Annotated in this window: 19 protein-coding genes; 11 read left to right on the top strand and 8 right to left on the bottom strand. The window is 62.4% G+C overall.

What is annotated here, in order from left to right:
* Positions 1–167: 167 nt before the first annotated feature.
* On the bottom strand, positions 168–410 hold the full coding sequence (locus AYJ54_RS41090; protein WP_063708184.1) for a hypothetical protein: 243 nt from the start codon (positions 408–410) through the stop codon (positions 168–170).
* Positions 411–990: 580 nt separating this feature from the next.
* On the opposite strand from AYJ54_RS41090, the gene AYJ54_RS41085 reads away from it, so the two are divergent.
* Genes AYJ54_RS41085 through AYJ54_RS41075 form a run of 3 tightly spaced genes read left to right on the top strand, consistent with a single transcriptional unit; the run spans position 991 to position 5,504 of the window.
* Positions 991–2,121, top strand: coding sequence for an efflux RND transporter periplasmic adaptor subunit (locus AYJ54_RS41085; RefSeq protein WP_063708183.1), 1,131 nt, complete (start codon positions 991–993; stop codon positions 2,119–2,121).
* On the top strand, positions 2,122–5,196 hold the full coding sequence (locus AYJ54_RS41080; RefSeq protein WP_063708182.1) for an efflux RND transporter permease subunit: 3,075 nt from the start codon (positions 2,122–2,124) through the stop codon (positions 5,194–5,196). It abuts the gene before it with no gap.
* The gene (locus AYJ54_RS41075; protein WP_063708181.1) at positions 5,193–5,504 is read left to right on the top strand and encodes a DUF3240 family protein; all 312 of its coding nucleotides are present in this window, start codon (positions 5,193–5,195) and stop codon (positions 5,502–5,504) included. Before AYJ54_RS41080 ends, AYJ54_RS41075 begins: the two co-directional genes overlap by 4 nt.
* A 421-nt stretch (positions 5,505–5,925) precedes the next feature.
* Here AYJ54_RS41075 and AYJ54_RS41065 read toward each other — a convergent pair whose 3' ends face one another.
* The 5 genes from AYJ54_RS41065 to AYJ54_RS41045 form a co-directional block, all read right to left on the bottom strand.
* Positions 5,926–6,732: a tetratricopeptide repeat protein gene (locus AYJ54_RS41065; protein WP_063708179.1), complete on the bottom strand. Its 807-nt coding sequence runs from the start codon at positions 6,730–6,732 to the stop codon at positions 5,926–5,928.
* A 294-nt stretch (positions 6,733–7,026) separates the two neighbouring features.
* On the bottom strand, positions 7,027–9,315 hold the full coding sequence (locus AYJ54_RS41060; RefSeq protein ID WP_063708178.1) for a heavy metal translocating P-type ATPase: 2,289 nt from the start codon (positions 9,313–9,315) through the stop codon (positions 7,027–7,029).
* 238 nt (positions 9,316–9,553) lie between these two features.
* Complete coding sequence (locus AYJ54_RS41055) at positions 9,554–11,164, bottom strand: PEP/pyruvate-binding domain-containing protein (RefSeq protein ID WP_063708177.1); 1,611 nt, start codon at positions 11,162–11,164, stop codon at positions 9,554–9,556.
* A 9-nt stretch (positions 11,165–11,173) separates the two neighbouring features.
* On the bottom strand, positions 11,174–13,102 hold the full coding sequence (locus AYJ54_RS41050) for a hypothetical protein (protein WP_063708233.1): 1,929 nt from the start codon (positions 13,100–13,102) through the stop codon (positions 11,174–11,176).
* 160 nt (positions 13,103–13,262) lie between these two features.
* The gene (locus AYJ54_RS41045) at positions 13,263–13,733 is read right to left on the bottom strand and encodes a hypothetical protein (protein ID WP_063708176.1); all 471 of its coding nucleotides are present in this window, start codon (positions 13,731–13,733) and stop codon (positions 13,263–13,265) included.
* A 129-nt stretch (positions 13,734–13,862) separates the two neighbouring features.
* Between AYJ54_RS41045 and AYJ54_RS41040 the strand changes: the two genes are divergently transcribed.
* The 3 genes from AYJ54_RS41040 (at position 13,863) to AYJ54_RS41030 (ending at position 17,144) form a co-directional block, all read left to right on the top strand.
* Positions 13,863–14,948 carry an Acg family FMN-binding oxidoreductase gene (locus tag AYJ54_RS41040; RefSeq protein WP_063708175.1) on the top strand — a complete coding sequence of 362 codons (1,086 nt, stop codon included), beginning with the start codon at positions 13,863–13,865 and terminating at the stop codon, positions 14,946–14,948.
* 14 nt (positions 14,949–14,962) lie between these two features.
* Positions 14,963–15,916: an alpha/beta hydrolase gene (locus tag AYJ54_RS41035; RefSeq protein ID WP_082906084.1), complete on the top strand. Its 954-nt coding sequence runs from the start codon at positions 14,963–14,965 to the stop codon at positions 15,914–15,916.
* 499 nt (positions 15,917–16,415) lie between these two features.
* Positions 16,416–17,144, top strand: coding sequence for a hypothetical protein (locus tag AYJ54_RS41030; protein WP_063708173.1), 729 nt, complete (start codon positions 16,416–16,418; stop codon positions 17,142–17,144).
* Positions 17,145–17,250: 106 nt separating this feature from the next.
* On the opposite strand, the gene AYJ54_RS41025 is transcribed toward AYJ54_RS41030, so the two are convergent.
* Complete coding sequence (locus tag AYJ54_RS41025; protein ID WP_063708172.1) at positions 17,251–17,703, bottom strand: pyridoxamine 5'-phosphate oxidase family protein; 453 nt, start codon at positions 17,701–17,703, stop codon at positions 17,251–17,253.
* A gap of 384 nt (positions 17,704–18,087) precedes the next feature.
* Here AYJ54_RS41025 and AYJ54_RS41020 point away from each other — a divergent pair, with 384 nt between their 5' ends.
* From AYJ54_RS41020 to AYJ54_RS48420, 4 genes are all read left to right on the top strand, one after another.
* Positions 18,088–18,438: a c-type cytochrome gene (locus AYJ54_RS41020; protein ID WP_063708171.1), complete on the top strand. Its 351-nt coding sequence runs from the start codon at positions 18,088–18,090 to the stop codon at positions 18,436–18,438.
* Positions 18,439–18,863: 425 nt separating this feature from the next.
* Positions 18,864–19,427, top strand: coding sequence for a hemerythrin domain-containing protein (locus tag AYJ54_RS41015; RefSeq protein WP_063708170.1), 564 nt, complete (start codon positions 18,864–18,866; stop codon positions 19,425–19,427).
* Positions 19,428–19,783: 356 nt separating this feature from the next.
* Positions 19,784–20,095, top strand: coding sequence for a c-type cytochrome (locus AYJ54_RS41005; RefSeq protein ID WP_063708232.1), 312 nt, complete (start codon positions 19,784–19,786; stop codon positions 20,093–20,095).
* 675 nt (positions 20,096–20,770) lie between these two features.
* A complete protein-coding gene (locus AYJ54_RS48420; protein WP_082906074.1) occupies positions 20,771–21,049 on the top strand; it encodes a hypothetical protein in 279 nt (92 codons plus the stop codon).
* A gap of 40 nt (positions 21,050–21,089) precedes the next feature.
* On the opposite strand, the gene AYJ54_RS40995 is transcribed toward AYJ54_RS48420, so the two are convergent.
* Positions 21,090–21,968: a ferritin-like domain-containing protein gene (locus AYJ54_RS40995; RefSeq protein ID WP_063708167.1), complete on the bottom strand. Its 879-nt coding sequence runs from the start codon at positions 21,966–21,968 to the stop codon at positions 21,090–21,092.
* Between the two features lie 192 nt (positions 21,969–22,160).
* On the opposite strand from AYJ54_RS40995, the gene AYJ54_RS40990 reads away from it, so the two are divergent.
* Positions 22,161–24,467 carry a NosR/NirI family protein gene (locus AYJ54_RS40990; RefSeq protein WP_063708166.1) on the top strand — a complete coding sequence of 769 codons (2,307 nt, stop codon included), beginning with the start codon at positions 22,161–22,163 and terminating at the stop codon, positions 24,465–24,467.
* Positions 24,468–24,485 lie beyond the last annotated feature (18 nt).

Here is a 24,485-nt window from a genome sequence, read left to right as displayed (position 1 = left end):
AATTCTGTGAAGGGCGCACGATTCGAGACTGGTCACTTCACGCCGATCGAATCGACGTGGAGCCGGCCGACTTTCCCTCTTGAGTGCGATTTGCAGGACTGCCTCATCGCCCCGATCTGTCCTCTGCATCTCAGCCAAACAGACAGGACGATCTCCCGCGCGAGTTCTTATTGTCGCGGCGCAGACTTCTCATCGACCGACGCGACACGCTTGCGAAACAGTATGGCCGTGTCCGCGAAACTCGCAACGCATTTGTGCCCGTGGGCGAAATTACGCAGACGACCGAGCGCGGCATCGTTCAATCCGAACAGGCGCTCGTAGTCCCGGCGGCGGATCTGAACAAGCGCTCCATCTTGCAACGCTTGCAGCTTCTCCTCCAGGTCGGGCAACGTAAATTTGGGGCGCATCATCCTTGATCATCCCTGTTCTCAACGAATAACCCTCAGTCCAACGTCAATAGAATGATGATCAGTCGGAAGAGCTCCGATCCCAGGGCGACGAGCAGCGCTCCAACGATCAAAAGCTTGCCGTACCACGAGACAGTTGGATTGACGCGGAGACGATCTTTCGGAACGGCTGTTTGTCTCCCTCTGCCCGAGCTCCCCCGACCGCTAGGGTGCCACCGGCACTATTGCCGACTTTAATCCTCGCGGGATCTGACAATATCCTTTCCATGATTACTTATGTCATCGCTGTCCCGGCGCGACCTTGATGTTGATCAAGGAAGGCGACAAATCGCGAGAACACGTCACAGCATTGCTTGATCGCGATCGTTACTGCGCTGCGGATACCGGCCGGTCGTCGAGACATAAACTTGCGAAAACTGGCGACCCGCAGGGAGGCCGTTGAAGCACCCGACTGCATCCCCTTCCCGGACGATAAGTGGATTGTGGTCAGTTGATGCAAATCAACCCATCGGCGCTCTGGGGGAGTAAGCGAAATCTGCAATCGCGGGACGCTTCGGCTGCCCGCCGACAGAGGACATCCGTCATGCAGCTCCGGCAGGCGACGCTCCGTCCGATCCCGTTTCGGAGCACGGTCCGCGCTCTTGTTGCGCTTGCGTTCATTCTTCCGTCTTCGGCATCGATGGCGGAAGATGAGGTGAAGCTAAGCGCGGCGCAGGCTCAAAATCTCGGAGTCCGGGTGACGCATCCGATATCGAGCCGTACCGACCAAACGCTGCCCTATCCGGCCCAGATCGTGATTCCAACGCCGCAATTGTGGGTCGTCAGCGCTCCCGTTGCAGGAATGGTGTCCAATCTGGCCGTCGCTCGCGGAGATCGAGTCAACGGCGGCCAGCCACTCGTTACGCTGGAAAGCCCAAGCTTCGTTTCGCAGCAGCGCGAGTATCTGCAAGCGATCGCGCAAGAAGTTCTCGCCGCCCAGCAACTCAAGCGCAACGCCGACCTGTTTGCAGGCAGGGCGGTGCCGCAACGTGTGCTGGAGGCGAGCCAGACCGAGGCGCGGCAGGCGAGCATCGCGGTCGCAGAGCGGCGTCAAATGCTGCATCTAAGCGGACTGTCCGATGGCGCGGTCTCGCGGCTGACCAACGAGGCGGCGATCAGCTCGAGGCTGACCGTCATCGCACCGCAGGCGGCCTCCGTGGTTGATATCGCGGTTTCGCCAGGCCAGCGGCTCGAGCAGTCCGCACCGCTCCTTAAGCTCGCGCAGCTATCGTCACTCTGGGCAGAAATCGCAATTCCAGCGGCCAACATCCGTGCGATCCGCACCGGTGCGAAAATTGAAATCGAAGGCTATGCCACGCCGGGCAAGGTCGTGCTGGTCTCCGAGACCACGGACGCGGCAACCCAGACCATTCTGGTGCGCGCGGAAATCTCCAACAACGGAGAGCTGCATCCCGGCCAGACGGCTGCAGCGCGCATCGGCTTCCTCTCCGCTGGCGAAAGCGCCTGGGAGATTCCTTATAGCGGGCTGGTCCGCCGCGGCGAACAGACTTCGGTCTTCGTGGCCATCGACGGCGGTTTCCGCCTCGTTCCGGTCACGCTGCTCGCGGAAGATCAGGACCACGTCGTGGTATCCGGCCCCATCACGGACAAGAACGAGATCGCCGTCAGCGGCATTTCGGCGCTTCGTGGTATTCTCTCTGGGTTAGGGCCATAGATGCTCCAGCGCCTCGTCGCATTTGCACTTTCGCAGCGGCTGTTCGTCGTCCTATGCGCGCTGCTACTGATCGGTACCGGCGCTGTGTTTCTGCCAAGCCTGCCGATCGACGCCTTTCCGGACGTATCGCCGGTTCAGGTGAAGGTTATCATGAAGGCGCCGGGCCTCACCCCCGAGGAGGTCGAACAGCGCATCACGGTTCCCATCGAGCTTGAGCTGCTCGGGCTCCCCCACAAGAAAATTCTGCGCTCGACCACCAAATATGCGCTGGCCGACATTACCGTCGATTTCGAGGACGGCACCGACATTTACTGGGCGCGCAACCAGGTCTCGGAACGCCTGTCAAACATCTCGCGCGATTTCCCGGACGGCGTGAGCGGCGGGCTTGCACCGATCACGAGCCCGTTGGGCGAGATGTTTATGTTCACCATCGACAGCCCGGAGCTCTCGCTCGCGGAGCGGAGGACCCTGCTCGACTGGATGATCCGCCCGGCCTTGCGCACCGTTCCCGGCGTTGCTGATGTCAACGCGCTCGGCGGCTATGTCCGTGCCTTCGAGATCGTTCCGCGGACCGACGCGCTCGCCGCCCGCGGCATCTCCTACGACCTGTTCCGCCGGGCCATCGAGACCAACAGCCGCAATGACGGCGCGGGCCGCGTGAACCAGGGCGAAGACAGCGCGCTGGTTCGCATCGAAGGCAGCATTCGTGGCATCGACGACGTCCGGGCCATCGTCGTCGACACCCGCGACGGCATTCCGATCCGAGTCAATGACGTGGCACGCGTCCAGGTCGGCGCGCTGACCCGCTATGGCGCCGTCACCGCCGACGGCCGCGGCGAGACGGTCGAAGGGCTGGTGCTCGGCCTGCGCGGCGCCAATGCGGGTCAGCTTGTCCGCGATGTCCAGGCGCGCCTCGCGGAGCTGCAACCGTCGCTGCCGGAGAGCGTCTCGATCAACGTGTTCTACGACCGGAGCCACCTGGTCAACCGTGCCGTCGGCACTGTGGTGCGGGCCCTCGGCGAAGCCACTGTGCTCGTGATAGTGCTCCTGCTGCTGTTCCTAGGTAACTGGCGTGCCTCGCTGGTGATCGCGCTCAGCTTGCCGCTGGCCATCGTCATCGCGCTGATCGCGATGCGGGCGGTCGGGATGTCGGCCAATCTGATGAGTCTCGGCGGCCTTGCAATCGCGATTGGCATGCTGATCGATGCACTTGTGGTCGTGGTCGAGAACATCGTTGGTAATCTCAGCAAGCACGATCCCGGCAGAGCCACGCCGCTGATCCACATCGTGTTCCGCTCGGTCTCCGAAGTCCTGCAACCCGTCGCTTCTGGCGTGCTGATCATCATCATCGTGTTCGTGCCGCTCCTGACCCTTCAGGGACTGGAGGGAAAGCTCTTCATTCCCGTGGCGCTCGCAATCATTTTCGCCCTGGCCGGTTCGTTGCTGCTTGCGCTTACCGTCGTTCCAGTCGCGACCTCCTTCATGCTCAAGTCCGCCCCGCATGGCGATCCCCTCCTGATCCGAGCCGCGCAGCGCGCCTACGCGCCTGCTCTGGATTGGGCGCTGAAGAATGAGCGCAAGGTCATCGCGGCAGCGCTGATCGGCCTCATCGCTGCGGGCTTTGCCTACACAAAACTCGGCAAGACCTTCATGCCGACGATGGACGAGGGCGACGTCATCGTCAGCGTGGAGACGCTTCCTTCCGTTAACCTGGTCGAATCGCTCGCCATCAATGCCCGGTTGCAATCCGCGCTGTTGAAGGTGCCGGACGTTGCCGGCATTATCGCCCGAACCGGCTCGGATGAGCTCGGCCTCGATCCCATGGGCCCCAACCAGACCGATACGTTTCTCGTGCTCAAGCCGGCGACAGAGAGGCAGACTGCGGACAGGGAAGCCCTGCTGCAGAAGCTTCGCGAGGTCCTGGCCGGCTTTCCCGGCATCTCGCTCAGCTTCACCCAGCCGATCGATATGCGCGTGCAGGAGATGATCAGCGGCGTGCGCGGCGACGTCGCAGTCAAGATCTTCGGCCCGGACATCGTCAGGCTCAATGAGATCGCGGCGAAACTGTCGTCCATTCTGTCCGGCATCGATGGTGCCCAAGACGTCTACACCACGCTCAACGAAGGCGCCCAATATTACACGGTCGCCGTCAACCGGATGGAGGCCGGCCGCCTCGGCCTGACGGTGGACTCCATTGCCAACTTGCTGCGCACGCAGATCGAGGGCCGAACCATCGGGACGGCGCTCGAGGAGGGACGCCGCACGCCCATCCTCATCCGTGGCAGCGAGACGACTCGGGAGGCGCCGACACTGCTCGCCAGCCTGCCATTGACGCTTTCGTCCGGGCAGCACGTCGCGCTGTCGCAGGTCGCCAGAATCCAGCGCGTCGATGGGCCCGTGAAGATCGACCGTGAAAACGGCAATCGGATGAGCGTGGTTCGCGCTAATGTCCGCGGCCGCGACATGGTCGGATTCGTCCGGGCAGCTCAGCAGAAGGTCGCAGCCGAGCTTCCGCTGCCAGACGGCTATCGGCTGACCTGGGGTGGCCAGTTCGAGAACCAGCAGCGCGCCGCCGCGCGGCTCTCTGTCGTGGTGCCGGTCGCCATCGGCCTGATCTTCGTGCTGCTGTTCACCACATTCGGCTCAGTGCGCCATGCCCTGCTGGTGCTGGTCAACATCCCCTTCGCGCTGATTGGCGGTGTGTTCGCGCTGGTCTCGAGCGGTGAATATCTATCCGTTCCGGCGTCGGTCGGATTCATCGCACTGCTCGGCATCGCCGTGCTTAACGGCGTCGTGCTCGTCTCCTATTTCAACCAGCTCCGTGCTCACGGCCTGAGCGAGGGGCGCATCGTCGTCGAAGGCGCCATGCGAAGACTGCGGCCCGTTCTAATGACGGCCAGTATCACGGCGCTCGGATTGATCCCGCTGTTGTTCGCCTCCGGTCCGGGGTCCGAAGTGCAGCGGCCGCTGGCCATCGTCGTGGTCGGCGGCCTGGTGTCGTCCACACTGCTGACGTTGATCCTGCTGCCGATCCTGTATCGCCGCTACGGCGGCGCTGCGAAGGGGGCCAAATGACGAGCGAGTCCGTCTGCCTGACGCTGATCCTACCGCGTCAGTTCCGCGACGAGCTGTTCGAATATCTCGGCGAACAGACTGATCTGGTGAGGGGTTTCACGGCCGCCGATGCTGCCGGACACGGCGCAGGAGTGCGCCTCCAAAGCATGGCCGAGCGCGTCAAAGGGCACGCCGATCAGATCATCGTATGGATTGTCCTGGATCGAAGCGATGCCGAGCGCCTGCTCGACCGGGTTCGGGCTTCGTTTACCGGCACCAACCTCGTCTATTGGATCCTGCCCGTGGCAGGATTCGGCACGATCGATTAGGCGTGAACCCATAACGTTTTGTCAGGGCGGACGGCTTGCCCAAAGTCCGCTATGCATCGATTGCGACCAAATTCTGCAACGCAGCTAAATGACGTGATGGGCCACAAGCGGACAAAAGGCCGTCCGTCACTCAAGTTTTGCTAGACGGGGTAGCGCCAACGTAGAGCGCGGCGGATGACAACCAGCGTCAATACATTTGCCGGGAGGCTAAACCAAAGGATCGTCGGGACCGACAACGTGATGCATGCATGGATTAGGTAGATAGCCTGCCCGATGAGACCGGCAAGCAGCCCGACTCTGGTCCAGCCCAATAGTGTTCGCGGTACCCAATCATCGGACTCGCCGATTAGATATGCTGCGATCCACGCCGACAGGGATTCCATGCTCTATTGTAACGCCCGGTGGACGATGCCTCCCGCGTCTAGTTTTTCCAGCCCAGCTTTTTGGCCTGTTCGAGGTCAGCCACCGCACGGGCGGTGTCCCCCTTCTGCTCGTAAAGATAGGCTCGCGCCGCGTAAGCGGTCTTGTCCCTTGGATCCAACTTGATCACCATATCGTAATCTGCAAGCGCGCTGTCGAACTCGTTCTTGTCGAAGAAAAGACTGCCGCGTTTGCGGTAAGACGCAACGTTGTCGGGACTCAGTCGAATAGCCGAGGCGTAATCCGCCAGGGCGGCACGCTCATTGTCGTGATCCCGATAGATGTCGGCCCTGGAATTGTAGTACTGATATTTGCTCGGGTTCAGCCTGATGGCCGCGGTAAAATCCGCAAGGGCCGCTTCCCACGCGCCCTTGCTCTCATTGCAAGAGCCGCGGGTTGCAATCATCTCGGCGGACTGCGGCTCCAGCCTAATCGCCTGCTCTACATCCTCCATCCCGCGGCCGTGCTCGCCCTTCGAGCAATAGGCAAAAGCGCGCGCTGCGTAAGCGTAAGTGAACTTCGGATCCAACTGGATTGCCGCATCAAAGTCGGCGATAGCGCGATCCAAACTCCAAAGTCGGAGGTAGCCTATGCCGCGGTGGTGGTATGCATTTGCGTGTTGCGACGGATCGGATGGATCGTTCAACACTATCGTGCAGGCCGCAACCTCGTCGCGCGCGGTTGCGTTCCGGTCCGCGCAAGCCCTGCGCTCGACATTGGTCGCGGCTGAAAATCCAAGTGTGGCGGCGGCAGAGCCGAGGACGACCGCTGATATCGCAACGGCAAGCGCTAAAACGCGACCTGTCATTTAGGTATGCCCTTGTCTAGATGCCCTGCCTTTAACATCCAGTTGTTCGCGGGCGTTTAAGAATTCACTTCGATATTGATCAATTCCGCTCCGGGTCATTCGCGACCAGGTCAAGCCAGTAGCAAGTCCCGCCAATTCGGCTATATCGCCGAAAGCGGAAGTAAATCAGGCCCGGGGCGTTGCCGATTGATGCTGCTGCCCGAGACGTGATTGGCTGTGTGCTAATGAGTCCGCGCCCTAACCAACAAGGCCCTGTTGCTTGGCGCTCAGGTTGCGTAAAGCTCGCCAAGCTGATCACTGCGCGGCCACCGCTTCGTAAATATCCTCCTCTTGAGCAGTATGCATGCGCACCAGCGTTTCGATCGCCTCGATCACACGCTGGGCGTCTCGGATAAGATAACGGTCGACCTTTTCTGACGGTAGGTCCGCCGCGATCCGCGCGAGCAGCCGCGCAAGGTGCAGGATCTCTCGGTGCGCGCGGCTCATGGCCGAGAGGCCGTGGCGTTCTCGCAGCACACTTGCAATCTTCGGATAGACGCTGCCCTCGTCCTCGCGCTCGTGCGTCACGACACTGCCCTGAACCAGGCGATCGGCCTCTTCGATCAAGGCCGCCGCGGTGTCTGGCGGGACATCGTCGATCGCATCGACGATCTTGCGCAGTCGGTCGAGATCCCTGAACAGCGCCTGATGGTCGTGGTGCAGTGCCAGGCCCTGCTCTGCGGATATCCGGCGACCGGCGCTCCCATGAGCTGGAGTGAGCGCCCGCAGCGCGTTCAGGATGACGGCAACATCGATCACCTCCTGCACGATCGCCGCCGGCACAGGATCCAGCCAGCCGACGGTGGCGGCCACCATGGCCGCTATCGACAATCCCATACCGACAACAATGCTTTGAAGGGCGATACGCCGTGCCCGCTGCGCAATGATGATCGCTTCGCCAACGCGATCGAGTCGGTCGGCCAGGATCACCACATCCGCCGCCTCGGACGAGGCGCTCGCGCCGCGCGCACCGAGCGCGACCCCGATATCGGCCACGGCCAGTGCCGGGGCGTCATTGATGCCATCACCGACCATGATGGTCGGATACAGCCGCTGTTCCGTGCGCACGGCCTCGACCTTGTCCGAGGGAACGCGGTCGGCCAGCACGGCATCGAGGTCGAGCGCTGCACCGATGGCTTGCGCCGCTGCGGCGCGATCGCCTGTGACCATCACCATTCGGGCGATGCCCGCATCGCGCAGCAGCCGGATCGCTCGCGGCGTATCAGCCCGCAGCTCGTCGGCCAGCAGCAGCGCACCGATCGGACGGCCGTCCACGGCGACAAAGACGATCAGCGCCGAGCGCCACGATGCGCGCCGGATTGCCCGCAGCTCCCATGGCGACGGCTCGGTATGCGAGCGAAGCAGCTCTCGCGAGCCCGCGGTTACCTGGCGGCCGTCGATCAGGCCGGACAAACCGGTGCCCATGGTTTCTTTGACCTGTTCGGGCGCTTTGAGCTTGAGGCCGCGATCGACGGCCGCAGCGACGACGGTCTTGGCGAGGACGTGATGCGAGGCCTGCTCAAGCGATGCCCCAAGCGTGAGGACTTCGTCCGGATTTTCCCCCGGAGCGACTTCAACCGAAAGCAACCGCGCACCTCCCACGGTCAGCGTGCCGGTTTTGTCAAACAGCACCGTGTGCGCGCGAGCCAGCACCTCCAGCGCCCCTCCGCCCTTGGCCAAGATGCCGCGGCGGGCCGCTTGCGCCACACCAGCGATGAAGGCGACCGGTACGGCCAGAATTAGGGGACAAGGTGTCGCCGCCACCAGCACGGCGAGGCTGCGGGTCAGATCGCCGGAGATCCACCACGCCAGGAAGGCGATGACGAGCGTCACGGGAAGAAAGATCAGAGCATAGCGGTCGGCCAGCCGCACAAAGGGAGCTTTCGCCGTTTGCGCCGCCGTCACCATGCGCACGATGCCAGCGTAGGTGCTTTCGCCGGCCGGCGCGGTCACGGTCAACTCGAACGTCTCACCCGCATTCAGCGAACCAGAAAGGATGGCGCTGCCACGTGTCTTCTCGACGGGGATCGGCTCTCCCGTAACCGCGGACTCGTCGATGGTGGCCATGGCCGAACGGACGATGCCGTCGACCGGCACGATCTCGCCGGCCCGTACCAGGAGCTCTTCGCCGACCGCGACTGCCTCGATCGGCACCTCCTCGATCCGCTCGCCGGTCTTGCGATGTGCCCAGCGCGGTGCGCGATCGACCAGTGACCGCAAGTCGTGCTCAGCCCGCGCGATCGCGATTTCCTCCAGCACGTTGCCGCCGGAGTACATCAGCGCGACCACAGCCCCGGCAAGCGGCTGTCCGAGAGCCAACGCCGCGCCCATCGAAAGGAGTGCGATCGCGTCCACTCCCAGGCGGCCGCCCAGCAGGTCCCTGACGATCGAGACCGCCAGTCCTGCGATCACGGGCGCCGTGCCGATTGCCCACGCAAGGTCGGCAAGATCAGGCCGGCCCGCAGCTCTCGCAAGAATACCCGCGGTCAATCCCGCGGATGCGATCGCAACCAGGGTCCATCGCAAAACCCGCTCAAATGACATGGTCTCATTCCGCAGCTACTCACATCATTCTTTTCCAAAACCAGCTCCGTTGTTTGAGCAGTATCAACGTTTTGAACGCTTGCCTCCAACAAACGGAGCCGCTCGCAAGCCACCCACCGCTCGTCAACTTGTCTTTGTTCCGAATTCGATCACGACACGAGGAACGGACTCCTGGGATCGTCGGAATCGCGGCTAAGGTGCTGGGCACCGATGGATACGTGCTTGGCGCACTTTTGAACTAGTTCTGCGAACACTCGCGTGCTGGCCGCGCGTTGACTTGCGATCGCCATTTGGCGATTTCGGCAAGTTCGACCTCCGGCCGCGTCTCCACCGTCTTGCAACGCCCGAGATAGATCTGTCCGGTATCACCTTCGATGGTGATCCAGTCGCCTTCCCTGAGCGTCGCGTTTGCAAGTTGCGCCTGTCTGTTATCGAGGGCGATCTTCAACGCGCTGCAGCCGACCACGCACGGCTTGCCCATCTGTCGCGCCACTAGCGCCGCATGCGATGTCCGAGCACCGACGGCCGTGACGATGCCCGCCGCCACAGCGAAGCCCGCAACATCGGCGGTGCTGGTATCAGGCCGAAGCAGGATGATCGGCTCGCCCGTGGCGGCAAGCCGCTTTGCGCATTCCGAATCGAAGGCGGCGCGGCCGACGCCGATGCCACCGGAGGCGCCCATGCCGGTTGCCACCGGCTCGCCGGTCGAAATAAGCGTTGTCTCGGTGAGCGTAGCGATGTCGATCTCGGCGATCCGCGCCAATCCTTCACTCTCTGTGATGAGCCCTTCATGCACAAGGTCTATGGCGATCCTGACCGCCGCACGCGGCGTCCGCTTGGCTGAGCGCGTCTGCAGGATCCAGAGCTTGCCGTCCTCAACGGTGAACTCGACATCCTGGACGTCTTGAAACTCCCGCTCGAGCCGCGTCAGGACCTCACCGAGCTCGACCTCGGTCGAAGGGAGCGCTCGCGCGATCGCCTCCTCCGTATCGGGCATGCGCCGCCCGGAGACTACGTCCTCGCCTTGCGCGTCCAGCACGAGCTCGATCATCGGATGCGGCTTCCCCGTTGAGGGATCGCGCGAGAACGCCACGCCGGCGCCGGATGCGAGCCCGCCATTGCCGAACACCATCGCCTGCACCGTGACCGCAGTGCCTTCGAGATGATCCAGCTGTTGCAGCTTGCGATAGGTCTGCGCGCGCGCGCTCATCCAGGATCGATAGACTGCTTGCGCCGAGGCTTCCAGTTGCGCGACAGCGTCTTCGAGCCAGCCGTCGTCGCGGTGCTCGACCAGCGCCTGCTCCTCCGCAGCGAGCCGCTCCAGCGCCTCACTGTCGAGCTCGCGATCGATTGAGACCCTTTCGCCGGCCGTCAGCTCGACGAGGCGCGCGGCGAACGCCGCGGGATCGAGGCCGAGTACGGTTTCGCTGAAGCTTTCGAGGAAGCGGCGGCGGCAATCCCAGGCGAGCCGCGGGCGTCCCGTGGCACGGATCAGGCCGTGTACGGCGTTCGACGTGCAGCCGACGTTGAGAACGGTGTCGAGCATGCCTGGCATCGATCGCGCTGCGCCCGAGCGCACGGACACCAGCAGCGGCTGGCGGCGATCGTCAAAGCGTTTTCCTGTCGTCTCCTCCAGGAAGGCGATGCCTTCCTTCAGCCCATCGCGCAAGTTCCGCTCCGCATGGGCATGGCCGGCGATGATGTCGGCGCAGAGCTTGACGGGCAGCACGAAGGCCGGCGGCACCGGCAGGCCGAGTGCCGCCATCCGGGCGAGGTTGGCTGCCTTGGCGCCGATCTCCTCGGCAGAGTGCAGTTCTGTCGCCGCGTCGCCGATACGCACGATATGCATGGTCGTTCCTCAGGCTGCGAGATCAATCATGATGTGCCGGCGCAGCAGATGTCCGAAGCCGGCGAAGCGGTCGGTGGCGCGCTCGATGGCGCGCGCGAGCTCGAGGACCGAGAGCGAGGTCGCGACGTCGAAGCCACCGGAAAACACCAGCGCCGTGGTCGCGCGCTCCCGACCGTCGGCGGCATGCTCGGCGTCGATTAGCCGGGTCACCGCGGAGAGCGCGTCCTCAGAATCCGCGCGCCGCCCTTCCGAGACGTCGGTCGCGGCGGCAAGACCGGTGGCTGCGACTTCCGTGGCGGTCAGGCCGATGGTGCACAGCTCGGCGAGCGCTACGAGCAGTGCCTTGTCGGTCAGGTCGGGCATCAATGAGGCGATGAACGCCGCCTGCTCGAATTCGTCGATGGCCTCTTCGGCGCGGTCGATGAATTGTCCGATGGTCGGCCGCGCGTTGAGCCGGCTGACCTCCTTGCGCGCCTCCAGTGCGATGCGGTCGGCCTTCTGCTCGATGTGGCCGCATCGCCTGGTGAGCTCCTTGCGGTCGGCCGGCAGGCCGGCCTGGAGGGCCGCGATGTGGCGGGAGATTGCGGCGACGATGTCGTGCGCGAGCCCGATCTGGCGTAGCACCACCGCGAGCAGCGCGCCATCGACGCGCTCGAGGTGACGCACCAGATCGGCTTCGATCTGGTCGCGTACCATGCGCACCGAACGGCCCGCGAGTAGCGCGCCGGTAGAGGCGCGCAGCGCAGCTTTAAGGAAATCGATCGCAGCACTGCGGCCTAGCACCTGGTCGAGACGTTCACCGAAGCCGATCCGCGTCGGCGCGGCATTGCGCACCGCCGATCCCAACAGCTCATTGCCGCCGAGCTCAAGGAAGCCGCGATGGCCGATGCGATTCCGTGCAGCCCATTCCAGAATGCGTGTGGCGTCGTCTTTGGTCACCCAGGAGCGCAACAGCTTGCGTGCCTTGTTCCAGTCGATCAGGAACACCAGCGCGGCGCCCACGGCGGCCAGAAATTCGTTGCGGTCACTGGCGTGGTTCGCCTGATATTGGCCGGTGATGAGGTAGAAGGAATTGTCCTCGCCGAGACCGACCGCGGCGTGTCGGTCGAGCCCGCTCCAGTTCGCCTCGAACCTGTCGAAGAGCGAGATGAAGAATTTTGTGCGCGCAAGGTGCACGTCGCTGTAGGTGACGGTGATCACGTCCTTCTTCACCGCGATGACGACGACATGCGCGTCGGTGGTGCCGATGTCATTCTGGATCAGGAGCCGGCCGCCCGAGCGGGTCGCCATGGTGTCGAGGCCGGGGTGGTCGAACTTCAGCGCACGGGTCTCGTTCAGCCCCTTCATGAAACCCTCGACCGCGCTGCGATCCTCGGCATGGAGTCCGAATACGTGGGCGCCGCTCAGGTTTTCCTCGGAGCAGCTTGCCGCGAGCCCGTTGAGCCGCTTGTGCAGGTCCATCACCAGGCGGTGCAGGCTGTCGGTTGCGGACTCGGTGACGCCAGTCAACCGCCCGATGCGCGAGATCTCGATCTCGTTGCCGGTTTCGAGCAGGCCCGCGTCGCGGATCGCGTTCAGCCGGGCGTTCGCCTTCTCGCCATCGACTGGAGCACCGGCGCTGACGGCACGGACCATGGTCGCGGCGTCGTCCTGGATCTCCTTCATCAGCTTGGCGAGGTTCGGCGCCGCAAGTCGCTCGCCGCCGATCAGGTGGGCGCCGGCGATTAGTGTAGCGATTGCGGCCGGCGCGATTCCGGCCGCTTGACTCTCCACCACAAGCTCGCTCGCCGGCCGATCGGGTGCCTCGGCATGCTGGTGTGCGGCCTGCAGCGCGCTCATGCGCACCTTGATGCGGTCGTTGGCGGCAAGGCCTTCCGCTACCAGCGACGGCAGCAGCATGTCGCCCTGTCCGAGCTCGCGAATGATCTGGGTTTTCATGATGCAGCCCGCAGCGGTTATGTTGTTTTCATAGCGAAGACTCGCGCTCCGGGCCTTGCGATAGATCATTCATGTAACCGTCACATACACCGACCATGTCAGTTCGGCGCACCACTCTTTTGGATAGCGGTTGGAGCATGTCCGAGAGCGGTCCACGGCGTCAGTTGTCTGCTCCTTCTGAAGTAGCCCGGTTCATCATCGAGACCGGCAGCTGGTGCTCGCTCCGACGCATCAGCGCCAACTGAATGTTGGGAAATGCTGCAAATAGCAGCTGTCCCGCAAGTCCCCGCAGCTCCGGCACCCGGCCATAGCGAATGAGTTGCTCCGATACCGTCCTTTCAAGACCCAATGTTGCGAGCAAGAACTCGGCCGTCATCAGCAGTGCGAACGCGAGCCCACCCATGATCAATCCAGCGGTGCCCTTCTTTGGCACACCAAAACGCGTGATGATCCATCGACAGGCAAGCCACGCGGACGTCAGAATGACCGGCATTTCGAGAAGGACAGCGACCGTCTCGCCGAGGCTCGGCAGTAGGACCAGGACGCGCAGAACGCCGAGCGCGAAGCCGGCTGCGAAAACGATGGCAAAGTACGCAGCCAGCGAAACGCCGTGAACCGAGCGCCTTGCCATTTCACTGTCCCTTCCATCGCAAAGCGAAAACAAGCTTATCCTCTCAGTCGAGCGCGTTGCGATGGATCAAGTTACCTGAGTGAGTTCGGCGATACTTTTCTTACGCAGCGGCTCTTTTGCGAGTTTTGCATGAAACGTCGATCCCTGCTTTTCGGAACGATTGCCACGTACGCAGCCGGCATGCCAACAGCCCACGCCCAGCAACCCTCAACATACGAGGAAGCCGTGCGTCTTGTATGGCGTCCGCTCGATCCGGCGCGCGGCGCCCACGAGCTTGTCCGTGCGGCGACCCTGGCCGCCAACAGCCACAACACACAGCCGTGGCGGTTCACCCTGGCGGCCAACAGGATCACCATTCGTCCAGATCTCGACCGTCGCTGCCCTGCTGTGGATCCCAACGATCATCACCTATTCGCTTCACTCGGCTGCGCAGCTGAGAACCTGGTACAGGCTGCCGCGATGCTCGGCTTGAGCGCGAGCGTTGTCGTCGACGCCACGGATCCCGGCTCAGTCGTCATCGCGCTCGACCGCACTGCAGTATCAAATCATGCGTTGGCCGAGGCCATCACGCGACGCCAATGCACGCGGGCCAAGTATGATGGCACCGCGCTGAGTTCGGAGGACCTTCGCACAATCGAGAATGCCGGCTCGTTATGCGGCGTGGAGTGTCTTATCGTTACCGAGCGATCGCGCATGGAGGCTATTCTCGACTATGTCATTCAAGGCAACACGGCGCAGATGCGCGATCCTGCCTTCATGGCAGAGCTCACATCCTGGATCCGCTTCAACGATGCAGTAGCCATCGAGCGCTTGGACGGGCTTGCCGCACGCAGCTCCGGCAACCCGGCACTGCCGACCTGGCTTGCGCGGCGCCTCCTGAGGTTTGTCTTCACCGAGAAGGGAGAGCAGAACAAATACGCCGAGCATATCCGCTCGTCGGCGGGCATTGCCATTTTCGTCGCTCCGCACGGCGACAAGGCAGGCTGGGTTGCCGCTGGACGCGCCTACCAGCGTTTCGCGCTGCAGGCGACGACGCTAGGAATCCGGAACGCATGTCTCAATCAACCTGTTGAGGTGCCTTTCTTGCGACTCCAGATCGCAGCCTATTTGGGGCTTGGCGACCGGCGCCCGGATCTGATTGTGCGATTTGGTCGCGGTGCGATGCTGCCGCCCTCGCTACGCCGGCCGGTTTCCGCCGTCATCGATGCCGCGTGAGCCGGAGCAAGGCCATGCTTCCGCTCATACTGGCTGTCCTCGTTGGCGCTGGCGCTCTCGTCTATTGGTCATACCGTGCAGAGATAGATAATGCGCGGACCAGGATCGAAAGCGGCGGGCGTGTGATCTCCACCGCGCTAGGCGCGGTCCAGTTCGCAGAATTCGGCCGTGGCATGCCGCTGCTCTCCATCCATGGTGCTGGCGGCGGCTACGATCAGGGCCTCGACATCGCCGCCGATCTCGTCGGCAGCGGCTATCGCGTGATTGCGCCGTCCCGGTTCGGTTATCTCGGCACGCCAGTTCCGCCCGATCCGTCTGATGCGGCGCAGGCGGACATGCACGCAGCGCTTCTCGATGCGTTGAAGATTGAAAAAGCCATCGTGATCGGGACATCGGCTGGCGCGCGGTCTGCAATCGAGCTTGCACTCCGCCACTCCGGCCGCGTGACGGCGATCGTTCTTATTGTGCCCGCGACTTACTCGCCTGCAAGTCTTGTCTCGATCGAGGGAAGTCGCGCGAGCAAATTTGCATTCTGGCTCGTCAATTCGGGGGCGGAGTTCGCCTGGTGGTCGCTTGAGAGGATCGCGCCGTCCATTCTCGTCCGCTTTCTGGGTGTTTCGCCGGCAGTGCTCCGCGCGGCGTCACAGAGCGAAAAGGATCGCGTCCTGCACATCATGAAGAGTGTGCAACCACTTTCCCGGCGCTTTCGCGGCGTTAATCTCGACACTGTTTCGGATCTCCATCCGATACCGCTGGACGCTATCCGCGTGCCGACTATGGTCGTGACAACACGGGACGATCTTTTCAATACGCTTCCTGCCGCCGAATTCGCCGCCCGATCTATTCCGGCAGCCAAGCTCGAAGTGTTCGAAACGGGAGGACACCTACTTGTCGGGCGCGAGGCAGGGGTTAAGCGAGCTGTTGCTAACTTCATCGACGGGACTGACGCACAATCATTGCAGCCCTAGATGGCACGCGAACGTCCAGCTGTCGCGTCGGTCGGATATCCCTTGTACGCTATCTACGGTACTACCATGGCAAGCCCGGTCATCAAGATCGCAGAACTTGGCCCCCCTGGGGCGTGCAGGTCCGGGCAGTCCGCCAAAAACGGTCGCTCCTCGCGAGCCAGCTTGTGCGCTCTTCCGGGACATGCGGGATCAGTCGAATGTCCGGCTTGCTCCAAACCACGAACGGCTGCCCGCTTCCCCGCACAGCCAACCTACGGCTGCAAGGTCCCTGGTTCTCCCCGGCATCAACTCGCGCCAGCGACTGCCGAGGGCGGCGAGTCCTGGACGTCCTCGATCAGGTTTTCGTACCGGGCGAGCGCCTCGCGATCGATTGCGGCTCTTCACCCGTCGGGACATGGTCTGGTGCGCGCGCGACGTCCGTCATCTGGAGCGGTTTTGATCGAAATCAACGCCGAGCCTGGCCTTGATGCCATCCTGCCTCATCATTTTGAGCGCTGGTATGAACTTCCGGACGCTGATGACCGCCGCGATTGTCGCCCTGCTGCCGCTATTGAATGCGGGGGCGGAGGTCAATTTGCCGGCCGATAGCACGCCAACCCAACTATCCGACCTCATGGGCGCGCTCCAATTCCAGCACATCAAATTGTGGTTCGCCGGCAAGCTCAGCAACTGGACTCTGGCGAACTATGAGCTTCGGCAGATCCAGGCTAACTTGCGGAAGGCAACGCTCCTGCCGTCCGAAAGCATGCGATCGTCCCAAACTACCGAACAGCTGCAAGCCCTGGATCGCGCGATTCAACTGAAGGATAGTGCCGCATTCGCGAAGGCCTACTCGGATCTCACCAACGGATGCAATACTTGCCACCGCGCCAGCGGATTCGGTTCGATCACCATCCAGGTGCCGGCCAACTCGCCGTTCAGCGATCAGTTGTTCGCGGATCAGATCGCGCAGGGTCGCGCGCTCGCTCACGGGACCTGCGGTCTCTGTCACGTCGTCTCGGATCCTTCAAGGGAGACACCTGCCTTTCGTTTCCCAGCGCCAAGCTTCAGCGAAATTGCCAGCCGGCCATCCTTTTCAGTCAGCGATCTCCGACACCTCTTGACGTCAAACCACCGCCGCGTAGGCCCGAACCAGGCAATGCTCAATCCAAAGCTCGCCGAATACCAGATCGATGCGATCGTGGCGTTCTTTGAGACCTTGCAAGGCGACCAGGCTCGTTCGCGCTGATCGGTGTTCTAGTCCTGAGTCTTTAGGCTAAGGATGTAATTCGCGAGAGCTTCGGCCTGATCGGACGCGATGAGCGGGTTTCGCCTCAGCGGAAGACGCGGCCTGTCTAGCACGCGATTAAGTCGGTATGTCCAAATCCCTTTGAGTAGTCGAGCAAGGAGACGATCGTGGGTGTCAGGCGGAAGACACAAACGTCCGAAGTTTTCGGCATGGGGAAATCAAGCCCCTTCTGGTTCGGATATCGCGAGATCAGGAGCCGCAAGGCCTTTTCGAATTCCGCGGGGTCCGTTACGAGCTTCGCGCGTGCCGCCATCGATAGGCCCGTGATGTCCACCACTTGCGCGGGATCGTCATCCACAGCAAGCGAGACGCGATCGTCGCTCGCGAGGTTAGCGGCCTTCTGACTGTCCGCTCCGCACAGGAAATAGACAGCGAGGCCATCGTTGGCGTAGCCAACGGTGGTCACCTGTGGCCAGCCGTCAGGTCGCAACGTCGCGATCCTCATGGTCCGGTGCTGATCCAGAAGCCGAAGTATTCTCCGTCTGCACGCCTCGTCCATTGGTCGCCTCCGTTTAACATAACGTCTAACTCCGAATTGGCGTGCGCTTCTTGAGGCAGGTCAACTCTCACCAAAGAAGCCGGCGGCCAGGCCTAACCGTGGGCGGCACTCATCGCCAGCCGAACTCACCTTTTGAGCTGCATCAAACTGGCTCTCGACGGTCGTGGTATCGCTTTTTTAATCTGGAGGACTCCTCCGATGCGCCGATTTGCCATGAAAGCCTTATTCACGGCGCTCGCTTTTAGGAGAAGCGAAAGGGAACGGATTGATTGGGATCGAAATGCCTTGATCTTCTCGACAATGGTGACCCTCGGATTGATTGCGCTCTATATCTACGGCAAGGCGACCTCGCGTTGGTAACTATTCCGCGAAGAGACTGCGATTATGCGATCCTTGCTGATACTTTCGATAGTCAGTCTGTTGTGGACTACCTGCGTCAACGCGCGCGATGAGGAGCAGCAACACGGCAAAGAGTTGCTGCAAAGCTTGTGCGCCCGCTGTCACTCGGTTGGCAGGACCGGCGCGAGCCCCGATAGGCATGCGCCGCCCTTCCGCAGTTTTAGCGAAACCAAACTCTACGACGGCGACTTCCTGCAACGACTGCAGGACGGCTATAGCAGCATCCATCCCTCGATGCCGACCTTCCGCTTCAACAGGGACGATGCGGAGGCGGTCCTCAACTACATGAAGTGGATTCAGGAAGCACCCAAGCGGAAACAATCTTCGCAGCGATGAGTTCTGAGTTACGATCCACCACTCACGGCGCTCGCGGCATCTCGACTGAATTCAAAGGCGACCGCAGCACCAAGTCCAAGGTGATCCCGGGCCGCATCTTGTCTACGGCTTCATGACGACCTCGTCGAATGCGATCGTCGGGCCGGTTCATCACGACACGACGCTTCACGTTCGAGCCCCCCGATCGCAACCGCATAGAGAGCGCTCGGCGCGACGTCACTGTCGGACTCAAGGCCCTGGGAATCACGATCTCGGCTTCGTGTGCGGTCCCACCCTGGCGCGCGGCTGGCCGGTGAGCCTCCCCCGGCGGAACTCATTTCAGCGTATGTGGCTGCATCCTGAATCTGACCAGATTTGATCTGTCGCAAAGCCGATACTGGCCAGAGGACCATTCTTTAAAGTGGTTCACTCAGTGGAGTGTTGCCATGATCATTGAGCGCCTATCCCAAGAGCATCGCAATATTGAGACGCTGCTCGCCATCCTCGAGCGGGAACTCGAGGTGTTCGACCGCGGAGACCGTCCCGACTACGAGGTCATTCGCGCGGTGATCAGCTATTTCGAAGTCTACCCGGAAGTGTATCACCATCCCCAGGAAGACCGCGTCTTTGCCAAGCTAAAAGCGCGTGATCCGGCTGCGGCTGCGAAGGTCGGCGACCTAGCTCGCGAACACCAGAAAGGGGCCGAACGCTTGCGCCGCGTCGCTCACGCGATTGACAGCGTGCTCGCGGATCGGGAGGTTCTTCGCCAAAATGTGGATACGATCGTTCGCGATTTCATCGAGCAGGAGCGCCGTCATATGATGATGGAAGATCGCGATTTCTTTCCCGCTGCGCTTAAGGCACTAAAGCCACAGGATTGGACCGAGATCGCCTCGGCGGTAACCGGTCGTAAGGATCCGCTGTTCAGCGATGTTGCCGAAGAGCGGTTCGATGCGCTACGCGCACATATTCTGCGGCTGGAGCAAGAGGCTGAAGCCGAACGAAAGTAGCCGCGTTTCCTGGTTATTCAATAGCGAGTACATCGCGCCGGCCGAATACATAGGAATGATCCAGAACTGGCGACAGGCGAAGAAGGTCGCCGCACGCGAGAGTGATTTGTCCGTTCCACTTCGCCAAGGATGTCCTCGGCGAAAAAAAATGGCCAAATGTCGGAGGTCTACCAGACCACCATCGAACTCGACGCTCGGGACGGGGAGGCGGAGCGGAAGGCCAAGGCGAGATTCTGCAATATCCACGGGACCCACGACTGGTCTCTGCATGCGGATCGTCTGAAGGTAGATCCGGCCGACTCTCCACGTAGTCGCACCGTCTACTATCCTTGAGCTGAAACGTTAAAAGGCCCATGATGTCCGAAGCACTCAAATCCTCCTTCGTCGCATTTCTCGTGTTCGCAATTCTGGCGCAATCCGCCGTGGCCGATCCCCAACACGGCAAGGACATCGCAAAACGCTGGTGCTCAAGCTGCCATGTCGTCGAGTCCGGCCAGACGAATGCCATCGACCATGCGCCGCCATTCAGCCAAATTGCGCGAACGCCCGAGTTCGATCAGAAGCAACTCGCGTTCCTGCTGCTCAGGCCTCACCCCAATATGCCAAGCCTGTCGCTCCAGCGGTCGGAAATCTCGGATTTGGCCGAGTACATCCGCTCACTCAAGTGAAGAAAAGCCGGACCGCATCGGCGCGCTAGGGAGGAATCTGCGCGTTCAAACCGCAGAATGCGAGATGATCGGGGACCTCGCGACCGAGCCCAAGAATTGCAAGGCGTTCCCTCTTTCGGGCTTCGTTGTGCAATTCGTGTTTCTGTCCGCCGGCTACGGGAGGACCATCCTGTTTGCGTCCGCGGTTCGTCCGTTTCGCTTTGGCATCGAGCTATCCTCCTGCGCGTGGCAACGCGGCCGGACTCGACCCGTTCCAGCTTCAAGGATAGGCGGCAGCCGACGGCACTCCCCTCCCGACTACTCACGAGCCGACGCAGGACAGCCTCAAACTTTTCCCGCTTCAGGGAGCGGCCCTGCCGTCCTCATTCTGGTTGAGGCAGGTCAAGGCGAGCCGCCGGCTCGAGCCTACACTTAAAGTATGAGCGCGCGCCGCCGTTACTGTTGCGGAGCCCCGGCCTGGGCACAGTTCGGTGGAACTACAGTCGGCATTGCGGGTTGGACCGCCGAAGCCTGAACTGAACGGAAAGTGGAAATCGGCCTCGGCGCTCCTTCTGGAAGCCGGGGCTGATTTGCGTCCGGCTCGTTCAAACCGGCGGCAAAGGGCTGTCGCAGGCGAGGCCTGTCTGCCGACCGACAAACGCGCTTTCGCGGGGGCACTCGAGCAGGAGAGCCGTGATGTCCGCCAATCTTCACACAGACGACCTAGCTGCAGTCGTGCGCTATGCACTCGAGACCACCCGCGCCACGATGGTCTGCCCTTTCCATGAGGAGGTGGTCATCCGCGTGGGTGACGATGCCGCCGAGAGCCATGCCTTCGAACGCGCCAAACGAATCGTTAGGAGCGATGGCGAGGCCTGGCCATCGGACGCTCTCAGGGAAGAGTTCGGCCGTCAACTCGGCGCCGCCGAGGACGGTCGATGCCCGGAGTGCGATCGGCACGATCCGCACGACTAGCTGCATGCAGCGCAGGCGCTGCTGCGAAGCCACCGCTCGTTCAGGTCGCCGAAAGCGAGCGCAGCCAGGCCAGTCTCAAGATCGCTCTCTCCGCGAGTCGCTGCAGGATTTGGACGCGCTCGGCATCGTCCGAGCGCTCAGCTCCTTCGAGGTAAGCGTCGGCCAAGGCCTCGGCGATGACTTCAGCGTCCCGCAGTTCAAGGGCGCCGGAGAAGCTGCCGAAACTGCCGGCTCGATCGGCCATCTCCATCGTCTCGTCGAGAAGCTCGCGCGCACGCGCCGCCGCCGCCCCCTGCAGGCAGCGCTCGGCATCCGCAAGGTGCGCAGCGAGCCGAAGCTCGAGCCTTCGCGCATCGACCTGCGAGGGCGCCACCCTCGCCAATCCGTCAGCGTCTTTCCGGCCGTGCTCGCGGTGGTAGGCGCGGCGCCGCTCCTTCTTGAGCGTCGAAACATGTCCGAGCTCTTCGCGCGCCATTGCTTCGGCCGCCCTCTTGATTTCTGCGTCTTGCGCAGATGCGGCGAGATACGACCAGAATGCGAAGGCCCGCTCCTCATTCTGCACGGCCATGGCGAGCGCCCGGTAGGGCGTCATCAGGCGCGATGCTTTGATTTCCGCGGACGTCTCCGGGTCGAACGTCTCCGGCGCTTCCCAGCGGACCAGGGCAGGATCCGGCGGCTTCCCGCGCCGCGACTGCGACCAGCGCTGCACGCTGTCGACGTGTTCGCGCTCGGCGGCGGCGAGTTCGGCGAAAACCGCGACCAGATCAGGACGGCCCTGCCGTTGCATCTCTTCGGCGAGCTCGGCGTATTTGGTCGCGGCCTCATGTTCCATCGCATTTGCAAGCGCAAACAGTTCGTCGAGCGAATGCAGGGTACCTGCGGGTTCGGCCCGCAGGAGCGTCGTTCGCAACAACGGCATGATCGATTTCCTTCGCTGTTTGCTGCAGCGCAAAGTTCACATTCCTTCATATCACTACATAGGCCCTCTTGACCCAGATCAAGTTGTCTTGGCTCAACCCGTCGTCCTATCCGCCGTCAATGGTGATCCCGGGACGTCAACACTCAATATCCGATGGAATATGCGGCAGGCTGTTCCGCTTTGAGGTACGCCATGGTCGGCCGTCTTTTCGCCGCCTCCAAACCTGCGCCCGCATTGGCCTTCGTCGCCATTCTCGCGATTTGCGCGACGTTGTGGGCACATGCGGCGCATGCGGCCGGTGATCTCGCCAGTTACCTGCCGAAAGTCGCGCCGGGCGACTTCTTTTCGGGGGCGGACCGTTTCGGGCCGCCGCAGGGGGACCCGCCGATCGTTCCCGTCTACCGCGGCGACCAGTTGCAAGGATTTGTCTACCTCAATTCCGACTTCGCCAATGCGATCGGCTATTCAGGGAAGCCGATCCGGCTTCTGGTCGGAATCGATCCGAAGGGAGTCCTCACCGGTCTCAAACTCGTCGAGCACAAGGAACCGATCGTGCTCGTCGGCATTCCGGAGAAGCGCATTCTCGAGGCCGTCAACAAGTTGATCGGGGTCGATATGGGAAGCGTGACGCGCGGCGCCGCGCCGGCACCCCAGGTCGATATCGTCAGCGGCGCTACGGTAACCGTTCTGGTGATCGGCGACAGCATCGTCCGTTCCGCGGCGAAGCTGATCAAGAGCGGTCGCCTCGGCGGCCAAGGCAATGCAGCCACTAGCGCGACGCCGCAAGCGTCGAAAGCTATCGATCCCGGAAAAAACGAGGTTCGCGACTGGCAAAGTCTCGTCGGTGACGGTTCGGTCCGGCGGCTATTCCTCTCGGTTGCGGACATCAACAAGGCATTCGAAAACACAGGCAACGCCGCCGCAGTTGCGCATCCGGAGGAAGGCGATCCGGACGACACGTTCATCGAACTGTATGTGGCCGACGTCGCCGTCCCCACGATCGGTCGCAGTCTGCTCGGGGACGAAGGCTTCAATCGGCTCGCAGGACGGCTGAAACCGGGTCAACAGGCGCTGGTCGTCGCCGGATCCGGGCGCTACTCGTTCAAGGGCGCCGCCTACGTCCGCGGGGGGATCTTCGACCGCATAGAACTGATCCAGGAGACCAACAGCGTCCGCTTCAGGGACCGCGATCACACCCGGCTTGGCAGCCTTGCGGCCGAGGGCACACCCGACTTCCCGGAAATCGCGCTGTTCACGGTGCCGCCCGAGCTCGCGCTCGATCCGACCGAACCATGGGTACTGCAGCTCCTGGTACAGCGCGTGGTTGGCGCCCGGGACAAGGCGCTGGTTACCTTCGATGTCGGCTATACGCTTCCCGACACCTATCTGAAGTTCCAGGCGCCGCCGACGCAGCCTGCACAGGCGGCGCCCGCGTCTGCACCCGCGGCTGCCGAGACGCGCGAAGTCGGTACGCCGCCTGCCGCGTCTGACGAGGAGCCGCTGTGGACGCGGATTTGGCGCGGCAATACCGTCAAGATCGGCTTCACCGTGGCGGCGCTGGGTGCGCTCACCCTGATCTTCTTTTTTCAGAACATCCTGGTCCGCCGTCCCGCCGTGTACGTTTGGGTTCGCCGGGGCTATCTGCTTTTCATTCTGGTCTGGCTTGGCTGGTACGCGAACGCGCAGCTTTCGGTCGTCAACGTCCTGACCTTTACGAACTCGCTGCTGACCGGGTTCAGTTGGGAGTATTTCCTCTCGGCGCCGCTGATCTTCGTCCTCTGGGCCTCGATCGCGGCGGGGCTGTTGTTCTGGGGGCGCGGACCGTTCTGCGGCTGGCTCTGCCCGTTCGGCGCACTGCAGGAACTTCTCAACAACGTCGCGCAGGCTTTGAAGGTCCCGCAGTACCGCGTTCCCTGGGCGCTTCACGAACGGCTTTGGCCGATCAAGTACATCATCTTCCTCGGCCTGTTCGGCATGTCGCTCTACTCTACCGCGTTCGCGGAGCAACTCGCCGAAGTCGAACCGTTCAAGACCTCGATCATCCTGAAATTCGCGCGCGAGTGGCCGTTCGTCGTCTACGCCTTGGCCCTGCTTGCAGTGGGACTCTTCGTCGAGCGGTTCTTCTGCCGCTACATGTGTCCGCTCGGCGCGGCGTTGGCGATCCCCGGCCGCATCCGCATGTTCGAGTGGTTGCGGCGCTGGCCCGAATGCGGCTCGCCCTGTCAGCGCTGTGCCAACGAGTGTCCGGTCCAGGCAATCCATCCGGAAGGGCATATCAACGTCAACGAGTGCATCTACTGCATGCACTGTCAGGAACTCTATTTCGATGACCACCGCTGCCCGCACATGATCCAGTTGCGGCTGAAGCGGGAGAAGCGCCAGGCGCTGTCGTCACCTTCAATGCGCACAGGCGGCAAGGGTCCTGCCACCGTCATCACCGCCGCGGGCAAGCCGGTCGGCGCGCCACCTGTCGATGCCATCACTCCACCAGCAACCTGAAACCGAAAGTCGAGGAGA

Source organism: Bradyrhizobium centrolobii, assembly GCF_001641635.1.
Classification (GTDB): domain Bacteria; phylum Pseudomonadota; class Alphaproteobacteria; order Rhizobiales; family Xanthobacteraceae; genus Bradyrhizobium; species Bradyrhizobium centrolobii.
This window is presented reverse-complemented; position numbering and strand designations above follow the sequence as displayed.